The sequence below is a fragment of the uncultured Mucilaginibacter sp. genome (genome assembly GCF_913773635.1).
Classification (GTDB): Bacteria; Bacteroidota; Bacteroidia; order Sphingobacteriales; family Sphingobacteriaceae; genus Mucilaginibacter.
The window spans coordinates 67,049-83,158 of record NZ_CAJYGQ010000004.1; the positions used below are offsets into that span (position 1 = coordinate 67,049).

At 41.4% G+C, this 16,110-nt stretch carries 16 protein-coding genes and 4 tRNA genes; 16 read left to right on the top strand and 4 right to left on the bottom strand.

Annotated features, from left to right (window positions below; translation table 11 throughout):
- Positions 1-13: 13 nt before the first annotated feature.
- From QZ407_RS03580 to QZ407_RS03595, 4 genes are all read left to right on the top strand, one after another.
- Positions 14-1,468, top strand: a complete 1,455-nt coding sequence (locus QZ407_RS03580; RefSeq protein WP_295767741.1) for a TolC family protein — start codon at positions 14-16, stop codon at positions 1,466-1,468.
- 70 nt (positions 1,469-1,538) lie between these two features.
- Complete coding sequence (gene can, locus QZ407_RS03585) at positions 1,539-2,204, top strand: carbonate dehydratase (protein WP_295767742.1); 666 nt, start codon at positions 1,539-1,541, stop codon at positions 2,202-2,204.
- 286 nt (positions 2,205-2,490) lie between these two features.
- Complete coding sequence (locus QZ407_RS03590) at positions 2,491-3,789, top strand: DEAD/DEAH box helicase (RefSeq protein ID WP_295767743.1); 1,299 nt, start codon at positions 2,491-2,493, stop codon at positions 3,787-3,789.
- 42 nt (positions 3,790-3,831) lie between these two features.
- Positions 3,832-4,158 (top strand): septum formation initiator family protein, encoded by a 327-nt coding sequence (locus tag QZ407_RS03595; RefSeq protein WP_295767744.1) that lies wholly within the window; start codon positions 3,832-3,834, stop codon positions 4,156-4,158.
- A gap of 226 nt (positions 4,159-4,384) precedes the next feature.
- On the opposite strand, the gene QZ407_RS03600 is transcribed toward QZ407_RS03595, so the two are convergent.
- Positions 4,385-6,223: a UbiD family decarboxylase gene (locus tag QZ407_RS03600; RefSeq protein ID WP_295767746.1), complete on the bottom strand. Its 1,839-nt coding sequence runs from the start codon at positions 6,221-6,223 to the stop codon at positions 4,385-4,387.
- Between the two features lie 109 nt (positions 6,224-6,332).
- Here QZ407_RS03600 and QZ407_RS03605 point away from each other — a divergent pair, with 109 nt between their 5' ends.
- The 3 genes from QZ407_RS03605 (at position 6,333) to QZ407_RS03615 (ending at position 8,755) form a co-directional block, all read left to right on the top strand.
- Positions 6,333-6,782 (top strand): SRPBCC domain-containing protein, encoded by a 450-nt coding sequence (locus QZ407_RS03605; RefSeq protein WP_295767747.1) that lies wholly within the window; start codon positions 6,333-6,335, stop codon positions 6,780-6,782.
- 85 nt (positions 6,783-6,867) lie between these two features.
- Complete coding sequence (locus QZ407_RS03610; protein ID WP_295767748.1) at positions 6,868-7,062, top strand: hypothetical protein; 195 nt, start codon at positions 6,868-6,870, stop codon at positions 7,060-7,062.
- 52 nt (positions 7,063-7,114) lie between these two features.
- Positions 7,115-8,755, top strand: coding sequence for a M28 family metallopeptidase (locus QZ407_RS03615; protein ID WP_295767750.1), 1,641 nt, complete (start codon positions 7,115-7,117; stop codon positions 8,753-8,755).
- Between the two features lie 242 nt (positions 8,756-8,997).
- Here QZ407_RS03615 and QZ407_RS03620 read toward each other — a convergent pair whose 3' ends face one another.
- The 3 genes from QZ407_RS03620 to QZ407_RS03630 all read right to left on the bottom strand — a co-directional run bounded on the left by QZ407_RS03620 (position 8,998) and on the right by QZ407_RS03630 (position 12,125).
- The gene (locus QZ407_RS03620) at positions 8,998-9,390 is read right to left on the bottom strand and encodes a hypothetical protein (protein WP_295767751.1); all 393 of its coding nucleotides are present in this window, start codon (positions 9,388-9,390) and stop codon (positions 8,998-9,000) included.
- A 139-nt stretch (positions 9,391-9,529) separates the two neighbouring features.
- Positions 9,530-10,306, bottom strand: a complete 777-nt coding sequence (locus tag QZ407_RS03625) for a hypothetical protein (RefSeq protein ID WP_295767752.1) — start codon at positions 10,304-10,306, stop codon at positions 9,530-9,532.
- Positions 10,307-10,352: 46 nt separating this feature from the next.
- Complete coding sequence (locus QZ407_RS03630) at positions 10,353-12,125, bottom strand: DUF885 domain-containing protein (protein WP_295767753.1); 1,773 nt, start codon at positions 12,123-12,125, stop codon at positions 10,353-10,355.
- 125 nt (positions 12,126-12,250) lie between these two features.
- Here QZ407_RS03630 and QZ407_RS03635 point away from each other — a divergent pair, with 125 nt between their 5' ends.
- The 9 genes from QZ407_RS03635 to tuf form a co-directional block, all read left to right on the top strand.
- Positions 12,251-12,727: a DinB family protein gene (locus tag QZ407_RS03635; protein ID WP_295767754.1), complete on the top strand. Its 477-nt coding sequence runs from the start codon at positions 12,251-12,253 to the stop codon at positions 12,725-12,727.
- 120 nt (positions 12,728-12,847) lie between these two features.
- Positions 12,848-13,039 (top strand): 30S ribosomal protein S21, encoded by a 192-nt coding sequence (gene rpsU, locus QZ407_RS03640; RefSeq protein ID WP_157539721.1) that lies wholly within the window; start codon positions 12,848-12,850, stop codon positions 13,037-13,039.
- Positions 13,040-13,110: 71 nt separating this feature from the next.
- Positions 13,111-14,004 (top strand): tyrosine-type recombinase/integrase, encoded by an 894-nt coding sequence (locus QZ407_RS03645; protein WP_295767756.1) that lies wholly within the window; start codon positions 13,111-13,113, stop codon positions 14,002-14,004.
- A 16-nt stretch (positions 14,005-14,020) separates the two neighbouring features.
- Positions 14,021-14,371: an HPF/RaiA family ribosome-associated protein gene (locus QZ407_RS03650; RefSeq protein WP_295767757.1), complete on the top strand. Its 351-nt coding sequence runs from the start codon at positions 14,021-14,023 to the stop codon at positions 14,369-14,371.
- A gap of 158 nt (positions 14,372-14,529) precedes the next feature.
- Positions 14,530-14,602: transfer RNA gene (locus QZ407_RS03655), tRNA-Thr, on the top strand.
- A gap of 92 nt (positions 14,603-14,694) precedes the next feature.
- Positions 14,695-14,775: transfer RNA gene (locus tag QZ407_RS03660), tRNA-Tyr, on the top strand.
- Between the two features lie 105 nt (positions 14,776-14,880).
- Positions 14,881-14,953, top strand: a tRNA-Gly gene (locus tag QZ407_RS03665).
- 111 nt (positions 14,954-15,064) lie between these two features.
- A tRNA-Thr gene (locus QZ407_RS03670) sits at positions 15,065-15,136 on the top strand.
- A 55-nt stretch (positions 15,137-15,191) separates the two neighbouring features.
- Positions 15,192-16,110, top strand: a 919-nt coding sequence (gene tuf / locus QZ407_RS03675) for an elongation factor Tu (RefSeq protein WP_295767758.1), incomplete at its 3' end; no start/stop codon positions are given.

Consider the following 16,110-nt stretch of genomic DNA (forward strand, 5'->3'; position numbering starts at 1 on the left):
GGAATAAATATATATGAAGAAACAGAAAATTAGTTGTCATATAAAAAGCTTGTTTTGGGTATTGTTGCTGTGCGTAACCACAGCATCGGCTCAAAACAAGCGGCCTGCCGATACGGGAAAAGTTTTTTCTCTGGAGGATTTGCAGGTAATGGCTTTCAGGTACCATCCTATTATAAAACAGGCTTCTCTTTTAACTGATGCTGCAAGAGCTAATGTTTTGCAGTCATTAGGTTACTTTGACCCTACCTTAAAAGCCAACTTTAACCGTAAGGCTTTTGGTAATACTGATTATTATAATTACTGGACAAATGAGCTTAAAGTGCCTTTATGGCTGGCAGGTGCCGATTTAAAGGTTGGTTATGACCGTAACGCCGGTACCTATACCAACCCCGAAACCCGTACAAGTTTATCAGGCTTATCAGGTGTCGGTTTGTCAATTCCGTTAGGCGCGGGTTTAATTATTGATGCCCGTCGTAGCACATTGAGGCAGGCAAAAATAATGGTGAGGTATGCCGAGGCCGAGCGTGTAAAGCAAATAAATACAACATGGTACGAAATTGCTAAAGACTATTGGGAATGGTATTATGCTTACAAGCAATTAAGGCTTACACAAGAAGGGGTTGATTTGGCTCAAACCAGGTTTAAGGCGGTAAGTAACCAAACCCAACTTGGCGATAAAGCACCTATTGACTCAGTTGAGGCCTATGTTACTGTGCAAGAGCGTATAATACAATTTGAAAAGAACAAAATTGAATTGGCTAACGCAAGGCTTATACTTTCTAATCACTTGTGGAACAATGAGGGTAACCCCATGGAGCTTCCCGAAGATGCCGTGCCCGAACTGCTGGATGGTAACGTGCAGCAGGTAAACAAGCTGGTACTTGATACGCTGGTAAGCCGTGCTGCCGATCAGCATCCTGAGCTTGTTAAGCTACGGGCCAAAGGAGGACAGTTGGCAGTTGAGCGTTTGTACAGGCAAGAGATGCTGAAACCTAAGATTAATATTAGCGGAACTCTTATATCAAGCAGACGATCATGGAACAGTTATGTGCCCGACTATTACGACTTTGGCTGGGCTAACCATAAAATAGGTCTCGAGTTTTCATTCCCGTTGTTTTTACGTGCCGAGCGCGGAAAGCTACGTGAGGTAAGAATTAAGCAACAAGAGCTTGATTATGATTTGCAACAATCGGGACGTGAAATACGGAACAATGTGGTGGCTTCTTACAATAGTTTGAAAGCATACGAGGCACAGTTAGCAGTACAAGTACAAAGTATCCGCAATCAAACGGCTTTGCTTAAAGGTGAAACTACTAAGTTCGACCTGGGTGAAAGTACGCTGTTCCTGATCAACAGCCGCGAAACCAAACTGATTGATATGCGCATAAAGCTCGAAAGTATGATAGCAGCTTATCAAAAAACTTTGGCAGAGCTTTACTATAAAGCAGGTACCCGCCAAACATTTTAAGAATTATTGTGGTTTGTAAGCTTGCAATATCTTTTGTTATTTTAACCAAATTTTAATAAAAGCATTTACTATGGCACAAGGCAATTTAGCAATACACGATACAAGCCACATCACTTACGAGAGCTTGCTGGAAGGCAACCAAAAATTTATTGAAGAAGCACTTCAGGAAGATCCGCAGTTTTTTGAGAAACTGGCAAACGGGCAAAAGCCGCCGGTTTTGTGGATAGGTTGTGCAGACAGTAGGGTACCTGCCGATAGAATTACCCGCACCAATCCGGGTGAGATATTTGTACACCGCAACATTGCCAACGTTGTTGTACATACCGACCTTAACTTGTTATCGGTACTGGATTATGCAGTTAACGTACTAAAGGTAAAACACGTAATTGTTGTAGGCCATTATGGTTGCGGCGGTGTACAGGCAGCTATGGGCAATAAGCAGTTTGGATTAATTGATAACTGGTTGCGTACCATTAAAGATGTTTATCAAAAGCACCTGGCCGAACTGGAAACTATAACTGATGAGAAGCAGAAGTTTAACCGCATGGTTGAATTAAATGTAATTGAGGGAGTTAATAATCTTTGCAAAACCACTATTGTGCAAGGTGCCTGGGCTGATGGCCAGGAGCTGAATATACATGGCTGGGTTTATGCCCTTGATACAGGTAAAATTACCGACCTGAAAGTTGATGCCAGTGACAGCACCAAAATGGGTAGCGTATATAAATTTGACTAATAGCCAGCCTTTCTTAAGGCAAAGCATAGAGCTAATAAGCAAAGGCCATGTTTTATATAAATAAAACTGGCTACAATAGCCGGGAAGTATAGGTAATAAATTACCTTGCTTTCCGGCTTTTTCGTTGGCGCTCAGCTGTTAGTTCTTGTCTTTTAACCCTCTTTCATTGCATATAAATAAAACGTATCTTTGCATTTCAACCCAGATAGTTATAAAACTGGGATGCCCAAACTCATCATAATTCTGTACTGTCTGTACAGCTTTATACATACGTTATACATTTTACATGTTATTTGAAGATTTAAAATTAATTGATCCTATCCTTAAGGCATTAAAAACTGAAGGATACGTTCAACCAACCCCTATACAGCAACAAGCTATTCCAATTGTACTGCAACGTAAAGACCTCTTAGGTTGCGCCCAAACCGGTACCGGTAAAACAGCAGCTTTTTCTATTCCATTGCTGCAATTGCTTTATCAGGATCGTAACCAGCACAAAGAGCAAAAAACCATTAAAGCACTCATTTTAACACCAACGCGCGAGCTGGCTATTCAAATTGATGAGAGTTTGGCAGCTTACGGGCGTCATACAGGGTTAAAACATTTGGTAATTTTTGGTGGTGTATCACAAAACCCGCAAACCGATGCTTTAAAGCGTGGTGTTGATATATTAGTGGCAACACCAGGCCGTTTGCTCGATTTGGTAAACCAGCGTTTCATAAGCCTTGATCATATCAAGTTCCTTATTTTGGATGAAGCCGACCGTATGCTGGATATGGGCTTTGTGCATGATGTAAAAAAGATTATAGCCAAGGTTCCGTCAAGACGACAAACTTTGTTTTTTTCGGCAACCATGCCAAAAGAAATTCAGCAACTTGCCGATACCATATTACATAAGCCCGAAAAGGTTGAAGTTACACCGGTATCATCAACTGCCGATACCATAGACCAGGAAATTTTCTTCGTAGAGAAAGGTGATAAAAGAGCATTGCTTAACCATATACTACAAGACAAGGCAATTCAAAGCGTGTTGGTATTTACCCGTACCAAGCACGGCGCCGATAAAGTGGTTAAAGATTTGGTTAGAGCTAACATTACCGCTGAGGCTATACACGGAAACAAATCTCAAAATGCCCGCCAGCGTGCTTTAAGTAACTTTAAAGCAGGTACAACACGTGTATTAGTGGCTACTGATATTGCTGCACGTGGTATAGATGTTGAAGCGCTTACTCATGTTATCAACTATGAGCTGCCTAACGTTCCCGAAACCTATGTACACCGCATTGGACGTACAGGCAGGGCGGGTGCAAGCGGTATAGCACTATCGTTCTGTGATCATGAAGAAAAAGAGTTTTTGAAAGATATTCACAAACTTATAGCTAAAACCATTCCGGTGAATGAGGAGCACCCTTACCCAATGAAACAGTTGAGTACAGTGGAGCGCATACGCGAGGAAATGAAAGGCAAGCCAGCACAACAGGGTGGAGGTGGCAACCGTCAGGGTGGTGGTCACCGTAACGGTAAACGCAGGTTTGGCAACAATCGCAATACCTCAGGAAAAGGTAAGCCAGCGGCAAAAAATTAATTATAAGTATTTGTAACTTAAAATATTCGGTTTACATTTATAATGACTTTCAAGCCCATCCTTGATATGAAGCGTGTAATCGACCTCATTAAAAATAAGTACTTTCTGGTGACCGTGGCGTTTATAGTTTGGATGTTGTTTTTTGATAAAAACGATTTGTACACCCAGTATGAGCATCGACAGCAATTAAACAAGCTGGAGCAGGAGCGTGATTTTTATACAAAGGAGACAGCGGAGGTAGCCAAAGAGCTTGATGAGTTAACCTCAGACCCAAAAAAACTCGAAAAGTTTGCCCGCGAAAAGTATTTGATGAAGAAGGCCGACGAAGACGTTTTTGTTATAGTGAAAGAGAAAAAGGAAGATAATTAATATATCTCAATAAACTTTAAGCGGCTCAAAATGGGCCGCTTTTATTTTCTCCGTAGTTTCACTCGAAAAATTAATCAGGTAAAAATACGCATACAGGTTAAGCGGCAGTCAGCTACCTTAGCTCTGCGATCAATAAAATTAGAGAAGCTGAAAGGCTAATCAGGCACTCCGCAAGGGAGTGCCTTCTTTATTTAATATATTTCGTAGCCGATGCGCAATATTGCGTTTAAATAATTCCGTGCAAACTGCCACCTTTAGCACCTAAGGCATCTACAGTTCTTTCAACCGCAGGATCTTTAATGAGTTCAGGAGCATGATGGGGTTTTATACGGGCGTTGATGATCATTGGGCCACGGCAGCCCCAGTGCTTATGCTCTGTAAAACTGTCAATACCATAAATATCATGCGATGGATTACTGCGTGTAAACGTTACCCATACCAGGTTATTGATAGTTTGTGCGGTAAAGCCGGCATCGTCACATAGCACCATAAGCGGCAGGCCGCTCAGGTCAGTATCTTTTACATAGCTATTCATTATTTCAATGGCGCCTGCAATATCATCTTCATGAATAAATTTTGGAACCTCAATAGCCAGCACGCCGGGCATTGCTAACCTAAATACGTTAAACGGGCGCGGAAGGCTGAAACCGGCAGGAAGTTCTGTCCATAACTCGCGCTTTTTTTCTCCGGCTACTGCAATAGCTACCTTACTGCCGCTGTTTAAACCGCTGCCGCTGTAATCAAGGGTATCAATGGTAGTTTTGGTGTAAAAATGCAAGTCGCGTGTAAGGTCAACTCGTTCTAGTGTATGTTTGAGAAAACCGCCTATGTTATGAATATCTACCGACGGATCATCTTCTTTAGCGGCAATGAAAAGATACTTAGCCAAACTCAATTGATTTTTACCCAGTATATGGTTGGCAATAGTCAATATTTCCTGAGGGCGGCGCTCTTTTAAATAAGGCGTATACCGCTCGCTGCCTATGGCAAATAGTAAAGGGTGCACACCGGCGGCATCCACGGCGTTTACGGCATGTAAGCCAGGAATTTCCGACGGCAACGCCGAGCCGGTTATTTCATGTATTAAAGCTCCAAAGCTGGTGTCTTCCTGTGGAGGGCGGCCGACTACCGTGAACGACCAAATGGCATCTTTACGATGATATACCTTATGCACCTTCATTAACGGAAACGGGTGAACCAGACTGTAGTAGCCCAGGTGATCACCAAAGGGGCCTTCAGGTTTATTTTCGTGCGGCATTACGGTACCGGTTATCACAAAATCAGCATCGGCCGAAATGCAAAAACCTTCGGCATCATAAAAATACCGGAACCTGCGGTTACCCAGTGCACCGGCAAAGGTCATTTCTGAAAGTCCTTCGGGCAGGGGCATTACCGCTGCCACAGGGTGCGATGGCGGTCCACCTACAAATATACTTACCTTAAGCGGCTGGCCTTTGGCGTTGGCTTTAGTTTGATGAACGCCAATACCGCGGTGTAATTGGTAGTGCAGTCCAATTTCTTTATCAGTTATATAATCGTTACCGGCTAATTGTATACGGTACATACCTAAGTTTGCGCTCATAATGCCTGGTTTGTCAGCATCTTCAGTGTATACCTGCGGCATGGTGACAAAGGGGCCTCCGTCCATGGGCCAGTTTACAATTTGCGGCAATTCACTTATTTGTGTTTGGCCGAAATTGACAGGTGCACCCTTACTAACCCTCATGGGCAGGGCCGATAGGGCAGTCATAGCTACATTGGCATAACTGAACGGGCGCTTGATTGCCTTTATTGGGTCCGTTTTAATATCAACCAGTGTTTTAACCTTGTCCAGGGTATCGCGAAAAATAAACTTCGAGCGGTTAAGCGTGCCAAATAAATTACTTAACGCCGGGAATTTACTTCCCTTTACATTTTCAAAAAGTATGGCCGGGCCTTCATTTTCATATACACGCAAATGAATAGCTGCCATTTGCAAATAGGGGTCTACTTCTTCTTTTATGCGTATAAGATGACCATGTTTTTCAAGATCGGTAACGCAGTTTTTTAAACTTGAATATCCCATTAACTGGCTGTAATTATTGTTCAAAACTACTTAAAAAGAGCTATTAGGTTTGTTTTTTTTTAAACTATATGCGGTTTCATATGTGGTTTAATGAAAATTATTTAACCACATGGAAAATACAGCATTGAGATTAGAGGCAAGTAAAAGCTTTGACGTAAGCGTTGAAGATTTATACAGAGCATGGAACACACCCGAAGCTTTGAAAGAATGGTGGCAACCATCAGGAAGCAAACTTAAATCAGTTGAACTGGACGTCAAAGAGGGTGGAACTTTTAAGTACGAATTTGAAGGTAAAGATGGCGAAACGTCAGTAGTAATTACCGGCGAGTACCAGGAAGTAAAGGAAAACGAAAAGCTGGCTTACAGCTGGAATTGGAACATACCCAACAGCGAGGTAAAAGAAGCAGAACACGAATTAACAGTAATGTTTGTAGCAAAAGGCGAGGGTAGCGAAATTAAAGTTATTCAGGAAAACTTTGAAAACGAAGAATCAATTAATCCGCACCAGGAAGGCTGGGATAAGGCATTAAATGATTTGCATAGCTATTTAAGCAAATAAACTTTTTTTACGATGATCATGCCTGTGGTGTGATCATCGTAATTTGTATGAGAAGTGTTATTGTGCAAATGCCTAATTTTGCCGTATGACACATGAACAGGTTATTGCTGCACTTAAAACCATTGCAGATACCGGAAAGCCGGCCGGAATAAGTAAAGAAGATTTGCAAAGCTTAAGGGGTTATAACCTTATTGCACCTGCAGAAGACGAAAAGACGAAAGCTCCCGGCTTTGCCCTCACAAAAAAAGGACGCGTAATGTTGAAAGCTAATTCTAAATAGTTAATAAGCTTTCTATTCTATATTTTAGGTTACATAACGTTTAATTATTTTTATGCTCCTCAATAAAATTACATGTTTATTAGGCTGTTTTGCTTTTGGTGCCGTGTTGTCGGCTTCTGCTCAACAAAAACCTCAGGGCTTTAGTGCCAAAAGTTATACTGCGTATGTGAAGGCTATCGCCTCTGATGAACTGATGGGCCGTATGCCGTTCTCTGCCGGTGAAACCAAGACGATAGAGTACCTTGAGCGAGAGTTTAAAGTCTTAGGGTTAGAACCCGGTAACAAAGGAAGTTTTGTACAGGAGGTGCCTATGGTAGCTATAAGCTGCAATCCGCAAATGAGCATGAGAATAAGTACTTCATCATCGCCAATAAAGCTGGAGGGGCTTAAGGATTATGTTCTATGGACCCGCCGTACAGAACCCGACATTGAACTAAAAAATGAAGATCTGGCGTTTGCCGGGTTTGGCATCACCGCACCTGAGTTTAAGCATGATGATTATGCCGGGTTAGACGTAAAGGGTAAAATAGTTGTAGTGCTGGTTAATGACCCCGGGTATTATGATGCCAGGCAATTTAAAGGCAAAACCATGACCTATTACGGCCGGTGGACCTACAAGTATGATGAGGCCGCACGCCACGGTGCAAAGGGTTGTTTGATTGTTCATGATACTGCTCCGGCTGCGTATGGCTTCAGCGTGGTACAAAACAGTTGGAAAACTACCAAGCTATACCTTGACAGCCGCGCAAAGGAAACTTACAAATGCGCCATTGAAGGTTGGTTAACCCTGCCTGCTACTGAGCGCTTGCTGCAAGCATCAAATACCAATTATAAAACACTGTTGGCAAGTGCGCTAAGCAAAGATTTTAAGGCAAGGCCATTGCCTCTTAAGCTGAGTACCGGCTTAAGCGTAACAGCTAACTATAAAAAATCACACAACGTTATTGCAAAAATTACGGGCAGGCAAAAAGCTGATGAATGTGTTATTTATTCGGCGCACTGGGATCATTTTGGAATAAGTAAACCTGATGCAAAAGGCGACAGTATATATAACGGAGCAGTTGATAATGCAAGCGGTACAGCAGCACTGCTTGAACTTGCCCGTGTGTTTAAACAAAATAAAGAAAAGCCCGCTCGCAGCATTGTATTTTTATCAGTAACAGCAGAAGAGCAAGGTTTATGGGGGTCGGCTTGGTATGCTGAAAATCCGGTATTCCTGAAAGAGAAAACTGTGGCCGATATTAATATGGACATGTTTTATCCTTACGGAAAAACCAAAGACATAGGGTTGGTTGGATACGGACAATCAGAACTGGAAGATTATTTGAAAACAGAAGCAGCTAAACAAGGCAGGTACGTTGCACCAGAAGCTGATCCTGCCAAAGGCATGTACTTCCGGTCAGACCATTTTAATTTTGCAAAGGTGGGTATACCGGCGCTGTACACTGAAAGCGGTGTTGATTTGATAGGCAAGGGCCGACAGGCAGGCTTGAAAATGCACGAGAATTATACGGCCACAACTTACCACAAACCATCTGATGAAGTTACAGCCGATTGGGATGTAAGCGGAACAATACAAGACCTGGAGCTTTTATATGCTGTAGGGAAAAAAATGGCTTACTCTACAACCTTATGGCCGAAGTGGAAGGCAGGTTCAGAATTTAAAGCTATACGCGAGCGCTATAAGAGGTAATTACATCAGAAGCAGGCCGGGAAAGCTTCCCGGTCTTTTTTGTTTGCTCTTTGTTACATGCTTTAAATCCGAAGAAAAAGATAGCCAGCCAAATTAACCCCTTAATTAAAAAGAATAAAAATCCGGCAACCCCTAAACGTTTAAGCCACGTTTTCATAAGTGCGGTAAAGGTAAGGGCTACATTTCACATATAAAAGAAAGCACTAGCAGATGCGAGCTATCTTTTAAGAAAGCAACTGTTTTTATTGCGCGGCCGTAGTAAAATCAATTAAATAAGGATTAATAGATATTCCGTTTTCATTCATAAACCTCGACCCTAAAAGTAACTGGTAACGACGGCTGGGTTTTAAGTTTACTTCAATGGTTAGTTGTTTGCTATCTTCCGAAAAGCCTAAAAATCGCTTAACCATCATCACATAATCAATACCCAATGGCCCTGCCTCAAAGTTTCGCGAACGTTTGTTCATCTTATCTGAAAATTCAATAATAACTTTGGTGGTAGAGGGATCAACGTCGTTAGCTCCGTTTTTAAATGTTTTGATTTTAGTAACTGATGGCCGGCTGGCTTCATATTGTGTTTTTAGCACAGATGCTTTCTGATCAAAGTATTTTGATTGGTCGACAAAGGCAAACAAATCAGTTTCGTTGTTATAATCAAGCTCTATTATTTGTTTGATAGCTTGTTGTTTGTTGCTTGCCCGCTGGTAGTATTGTTCACATATGAGGTAGCCAACATAGTAGCCTAAATCGCGTTGATTGAACTCATTACTTTGATTACTGTAAAGCCAGTAACCGTAGTCGGTTAAGTAACTGTTGAGTAAAAACTTGTTTTAATCTGTTGTTATCAATACTGTTAATGAATTTGGCAAAAGTGGGGGAGTGCTGCCCGGTTGATTTAACGGCCATAAACTCGGCGGCGCCTTCCATTATACTCTGCCCCAGTAGTGTATTAACCTCTGTAGATTTTTGCTGCGTATGCACATACTCATGCACATTGGTGAACACCAAAGTTTTTATTGGGTTGGTTTTGAAAAAATTATTCAGGTTTTTGAATTCATCCGGAAACTCACTGGTAACGGTACGTTCATCTGCCATTGAGATTTCGCTTCCTATAAGCACACTTCCTTCAGATACCGTACCACCGCTTCGAAAAACACCCATTGTGAAGTATACAGGCGCTGGTTTAAGTTGCGGATAAAGCCTTTTTAATTTGCTTATGCCTATGGCAATATCAGCAGCAAAGTCATCGGCCTTTAATGTGTTTTGCCTTACGGATTTCCAAAATAGCGGGTAGCGGTTTATAGCATTTATGTATTGCTTCGGCGTATAATCACGAACCTGCATCATTGCTTTTAATCCCGGGGTGCCTTTGTCAATAAAAAGCTCATTAAGGTAAGTGTATTGCAGGTTACTATCTTTTGTAGTGGTTATTTTATCATAGGCACGCCAGAAGTTTTTAATGTCGGTACTTACTACCGTTTCTAACTTTACCTGTGCTTGCAAGCTTTGCACCGCAATAAGTAAGCAAATTAACAAAGATAGATTTCTCATATAAATGGTAAGTCGCCACTTGCAGACTAATTGTGACACTGAGAAATTATTTATTTACTGCGTCCTTCTTCTTTGCAAGCATCAGTTCTTTAATAAACTTAACAGGTGCACTGCCGTAGCTTAAAAACTTTTCGTTAAAATCTTTAACGCTGTATTTTTCACCCATTTGCTTTTTGTAAGCATCGCGCAGGTCAGTTATTTCCTTGTAACCGGTATAATAGCTTGTTAGCTGCACGCTGCTTACACTTACCCGTTTCCATTTTCCTTCGGCTTCGGCCTGTTGTTGAAAAGCTTCCTGCGTAAGCATTTTAATAGCTTGTTCCTTTGTCATGTTGTTAGCATGCACACTATAATCTAATATCGTATTGCAAACCGAACGTAAATTCCATTTATACCACATTAGGCGCATTTCGGGCTCATTGTTGCCGTACCCTGCGTCAAGCATCATCTCTTCACCGTATACTGCCCAGCCTTCAATCATGGCACCGTTTTCTAAAACTGATTTAATTAAGCTAGGGGTTTTATTTGAATAAACCAGCTGGGTGTAATGGCCCGGTATAGCTTCATGTATGCAAAGTATTTGCAATATGTACTGGTTGTATTCGCGCAGGTAGCTTTCTGCGCGTTGTGGAGTCCAGCCGGCCAGGCTGCCAACGTTAAAGTAGGTGTTTCCATTTTTGTCATACGGCCCCGGCGATGATACCGATGCGCCGGCTACACCCGCCATGTAAGCGGGCTCTTTGCGTACAATTAAAGGTTTGGATGCATCCTGTGTAAGCAGATCTTTAGCCTTCACAAACTCAGTTAGTTTTGGTATCAGGTTTTGTATAGCACTTTGAAATTGCTCGGGTTTAACATGTTGTGCTGATAGCGTATCAATCATTTTGGCTACAAGCGTAAGCGAATCTTCAGGCATATTTGCCTTGCCAAAATACTTAGGCCATAGCTGCTTGCTAAGCTTTATCATTTCATGATGAAGCAGTTTTTTGCGTTCGGTAGCGGCGTTGAATATTTGCTGCGCCGTTAGTGATGATTGAATTTCATACTTAAACTTATCCTGATAAAGGTTTTGCCCTAGCCTGAAGCTTCGTGGCTTAACGCTTTTTAGCTTGCCCAGCCAGTCGGTAAAGTTCTTAATAACATCAGCAGATAGTTTTGCCCGTGCAAGCATTTGCTTTTTAGTTGCGTCGGCAATCTTGGTTTTCTTTAACGAGTCGGCAAAGTCATTTTCTAAAACAGTAACACCGCCCGTAAGCTGTTGTATGGTAAGGCTGGTAAGTTCGGGCACCGGGTTTTTAATTTGCTTTTCAGCCTCTTTGTAATAGGCCGGAATATTCTCCATTTTTTCATAAAAATTACGCAACCGTTTATCAAGCGGGGAATAGTTTTCATTCAGTATGTGCGCAAACGTTGATATTATATTATAAGTATTGGGGTTCCACTCATAGGCTTTTAAGCTTTGCACATCCCATTGCATTCGCTGCAGCTCATTTTGTATCAGCTGAAAATCTATTTTATTAGCATCGTTTAAGGTGTTGGGATCATAGCGTAACAAAGAATCTGTTTCCACTTTGCAAAACTTTGCAATCTTATCACGATAACCGGCCGATGGCACTAACAAAACGCTGTCATATTTATGATAACCATTCATGGTGCCACGGTTTGGGTCAAGCTCCCAAAGGGCATCTAAAAAGTGTTGTGTATAGCCTTTAAAAGCTGCCTCATCTTTATTCATTTCCTGCATGCTTCCTCCATCTTTTTTACATCCTATTAAAAGAAGCGCTGCAATAACTATTGCCGGTAAAAACTTGTATGCCACGGTAGGTATAGTTTATAATTAACGCATAAACGTACGCAATAATGGTTGTTAGTGCCAACACAGATTTTAATCTATACTGCAATCATTGTATTGCATTGATTGTTGTGGTTTAAAAAAGGAGTGTTATGGTGATCGATAATAAAGTATTAACAGATGAAATTATAAAACTGCTAAACGGCGGTACGGCACATGCCACTTTTGATGATGCCATTGAGGGCTTGCCGGCCCATCAGCGAAGTCAAAAGCCCAATGGCCTGCCTTACAGTATATGGCAATTGGTAGAGCATATTCGCATAGCATTATGGGACATGCTGGAGTTTAGCAAAGATGGCAACCATCAATCACCAAAATGGCCAGATGAGTACTGGGTGAAAAGTGAAGCTCCCGAAAATGACGAAGTGTGGGAAAAGTCAGTGATGCAGATTAAAACAAATTTGGCCGAGATGACGAATTTGGTAAAAACCGGAGAGTTGTTTATCCAGATACCGCATGGAGACGGCCAAACACTGCTGCGTGAAGCACTTCAGGCTGCCGATCATACGGCATATCATGTGGCCGAAATAATAATTATAAGACGGCTTCTTGGCAGTTGGAAATCCTGACTTGCTGATAAGGTAAGATAATCAACAAGTTAGACAATTAAATATGTTTAAAAATGCTTTATTTATATGAAGATAATTATGTATCTTTGCTCTCCCTGAAAGGAGGTATATAGAAGGAATATGATTATCATCAATGTAAAAGACGGCGAATCATTAGATAAAGCCCTTAAACGTTTCAAAAAGAAATTTGAGAAAACCGGTGTATTGCGTGAACTACGTAGTCGTCAGGCTTTTGAAAAAAGATCTGTTACCCGTCGTAACGTGGTTAAGCATGCCATCTACAAACAAGGCTTAAACCAGGAAACAGTTTAATTTAAACTTCCTGTTTTGATATAATAAAACTATTTGTACTTTGCCTTTCTGGCATTGTTCAAATAGTTTTTATGTTTTTAGAGCAGTTTATAGCGTATATTAAATACGAAAAGCGGTATTCTCCTCATACCGTATCTGCCTATGAGTCTGACCTGACTCAATTCTTCACTTTTTTGAACCATCCGGACGCGGTGGTTAATCATCCCGCAGAAATTACACACCATCAAATACGCAATTGGATGGTAGAGCTTATGGATGCCGGCATAGCTGCACGCTCTATTAACCGCAAAATTGCAACTCTGCGCAAATACTTTAAATTTTTACTCCAGGGCGGGCAAATTTCAGCTTCGCCGGTTGCGCGTGTACAAACGCCCAAAGTAGCCAAACAATTACCTGTGGTGGTAGAAGACGAGAAGCTATCCAAGCTACTGGATAACGAAGAGGTATTTGAGGCCAATTTTCAAGGAGTGCGTGATAAGCTTATTATTGAGCTGCTTTTTGGAACGGGTATGCGCCTTGCCGAGTTACTGGGTTTAACCAGTAACGATATAAACATGTATGAGGGTACGGTGAAGGTGCTTGGCAAGCGTAACAAACAACGCATTATACCGCTTAATACCGAACTTAAGCAAGTAATAGTTAAATATGCAGAGTTAAAGAAAAATGAAATTTTTGCTAACAATTCGTTAAAATTAATCGTTACAAATAAAGGAGCCGATGCTTACCCGAAGATGATTTACTTAATTGTGCAGAAATATTTAACCTACATATCTACCCAAAATAAGAAAAGCCCGCACGTGCTGCGGCATACATTTGCTACAAGCTTATTAAATAAAGGTGCTGACCTGAATGCCATTAAAGATTTATTAGGGCATGCCAGTTTAAGCGCCACGCAGGTGTATACACATAACTCAGTTGAAAGACTTAAATCTATTTATAAACAAGCCCATCCAAAGGCTAATTAACACGAAGGAGGAACATATGAAAATTACTGTTCAGGCGATTCATTTTAGTGCAGACAAGAAGTTAATTGACTTTATTCAGAAAAAAGCCGATAAACTCGAATTATTTAGTGATAATATAATTAGTGGAGAAGTGTATTTGAAATTGGAAAATACCGGCGAAGAAGCGAATAAAATAACCGAAATAAAATTGCTCACACCGGGCAACCAACTGTTTGCAAGTCATCAATGTAAAACGTTTGAAGAGGGTACAGACCTGGCCATAGAGAGTTTGCGTAAGCAAATTCAAAAACATAAACAGAAGCAAAGCGCAATTTCAAGCGAAGCACGCAATGCCGATCCGTTGGCGGTTGAAGAGGATGAATATTGATAATCAACCACATAGAAGCAAAAAAATCAGCAGGTAAAAAACCTGCTGATTTTTTTTGAAAAAATATTTTGCACGGTACTAAAAATGTGTAGATTTGCATTCCCTTTTGGAGAGGTAGTCAACATAAGGGAAACGGTTCTTTAACACTTAAAATAAACGCCTCCTTAGCTCAGCTGGTAGAGCAACTGACTTGTAATCAGTAGGTCATTGGTTCGATTCCGATAGGGGGCTCAAAGTTTTTAAATTAGAACTTTGCTTTTATAAATAAGGGTGTATATTTGCACCCCGTTTAAGCGGTAAAGGTTAAAGATTTAAAGAACCTTGGAGAGGTACCAGAGCGGTCAAATGGGGCGGACTGTAAATCCGCTGCTTCGGCTACGAAGGTTCGAATCCTTCCCTCTCCACAATTAGTTAGTCAATGAGTGAATTGTTGATTGAGTGAATAAGTGATTAAGATTTGTCTTGTTCGCAGTATTCACCCCTTCATTAATTCACTCTTTGTGCAAACTGCGGAAGTAGCTCAGTTGGTAGAGCGATAGCCTTCCAAGCTATAGGTCGCGAGTTCGAACCTCGTCTTCCGCTCTTTGAATGTCGGATTTCGGATTTCGATTTTGGACATCGGGCCAGGTTTCAATAACAAAAACTCTTGAACATGTTCAGGATAAAGTTATTTAAGCCGTTTAAAGTAAGCAAGCCGACGTAGCTCAGGGGTAGAGCACTTCCTTGGTAAGGAAGAGGCCAAGGGTTCAAATCCCTTCGTTGGCTCAACGTAGTAATAACGTTTAAAAGAGTAAATTAACCTACAAACATTTTATAAATCATGGCAAAAGAAAAATTTGACCGCAGTAAGCCGCACTTAAACATCGGTACTATCGGTCACGTTGACCACGGTAAAACCACTTTAACTGCTGCTATTACTAAAGTATTAGCTGATAAAGGTTTATCAGAAGCTCGTTCTTTCGATTCAATCGACTCTGCTCCTGAAGAAAAAGAGCGTGGTATCACCATCAACACTGCGCACGTTGAATATTCAACTGCAAACCGTCACTATGCACACGTTGACTGTCCAGGTCACGCTGACTATGTAAAAAACATGGTTACTGGTGCTGCACAAATGGACGGTGCTATCCTGGTAGTTGCTGCTACCGATGGTCCTATGCCTCAAACTCGTGAGCACATCCTGTTAGCTCGTCAGGTAGGTGTACCTGCTTTGACTGTTTTCATGAACAAAGTTGACATGGTTGACGATCCTGAGTTATTAGAATTAGTTGAAATGGAAATCCGTGAGTTATTATCATTCTACGATTTCCCTGGAGACGATATCCCTGTAATCCAAGGTTCAGCATTAGGTGGCTTAAACGCAGAGCCTAAATGGGTTGAAAAAATTATGGAGTTAATGGATGCTGTAGATAGCTACATTCCAATTCCTCCACGTTTAACTGACTTACCTTTCTTGATGCCTGTTGAGGACGTATTCTCGATCACTGGTCGTGGTACTGTAGCAACTGGTCGTATCGAGCGTGGTGTAATCAACTCTGGTGATCCTGTTGATATCCTGGGTATGGGTGCTGAGAACTTGAAATCAACCGTAACTGGTGTTGAGATGTTCCGCAAAATCCTTGACCGTGGTGAAGCTGGTGACAACGTAGGTTTATTGTTACGTGGTATTGAGAAAACTGATATCCGTCGTGGTATGGTTATCTGTAAACCAGGTTCAGTAACTCCTCACACCGATTTCA

Bases quoted from the DNA above. Each gene is read 5' to 3' on its own strand.
- QZ407_RS03580 (WP_295767741.1), top strand. From the start codon at position 14: ATGAAGAAACAGAAAATTAGTTGTCATATAAAAAGCTTGTTTTGGGTA.
- can (WP_295767742.1), top strand. From the start codon at position 1,539: ATGGCACAAGGCAATTTAGCAATACACGATACAAGCCACATCACTTAC.
- QZ407_RS03590 (WP_295767743.1), top strand. From the start codon at position 2,491: ATGTTATTTGAAGATTTAAAATTAATTGATCCTATCCTTAAGGCATTA.
- QZ407_RS03595 (WP_295767744.1), top strand. From the start codon at position 3,832: ATGACTTTCAAGCCCATCCTTGATATGAAGCGTGTAATCGACCTCATT.
- QZ407_RS03600 (WP_295767746.1), bottom strand. From the start codon at position 6,223: ATGGGATATTCAAGTTTAAAAAACTGCGTTACCGATCTTGAAAAACAT.
- QZ407_RS03605 (WP_295767747.1), top strand. From the start codon at position 6,333: ATGGAAAATACAGCATTGAGATTAGAGGCAAGTAAAAGCTTTGACGTA.
- QZ407_RS03610 (WP_295767748.1), top strand. From the start codon at position 6,868: ATGACACATGAACAGGTTATTGCTGCACTTAAAACCATTGCAGATACC.
- QZ407_RS03615 (WP_295767750.1), top strand. From the start codon at position 7,115: ATGCTCCTCAATAAAATTACATGTTTATTAGGCTGTTTTGCTTTTGGT.
- QZ407_RS03625 (WP_295767752.1), bottom strand. From the start codon at position 10,306: ATGAGAAATCTATCTTTGTTAATTTGCTTACTTATTGCGGTGCAAAGC.
- QZ407_RS03635 (WP_295767754.1), top strand. From the start codon at position 12,251: ATGGTGATCGATAATAAAGTATTAACAGATGAAATTATAAAACTGCTA.
- rpsU (WP_157539721.1), top strand. From the start codon at position 12,848: ATGATTATCATCAATGTAAAAGACGGCGAATCATTAGATAAAGCCCTT.
- QZ407_RS03645 (WP_295767756.1), top strand. From the start codon at position 13,111: ATGTTTTTAGAGCAGTTTATAGCGTATATTAAATACGAAAAGCGGTAT.
- QZ407_RS03650 (WP_295767757.1), top strand. From the start codon at position 14,021: ATGAAAATTACTGTTCAGGCGATTCATTTTAGTGCAGACAAGAAGTTA.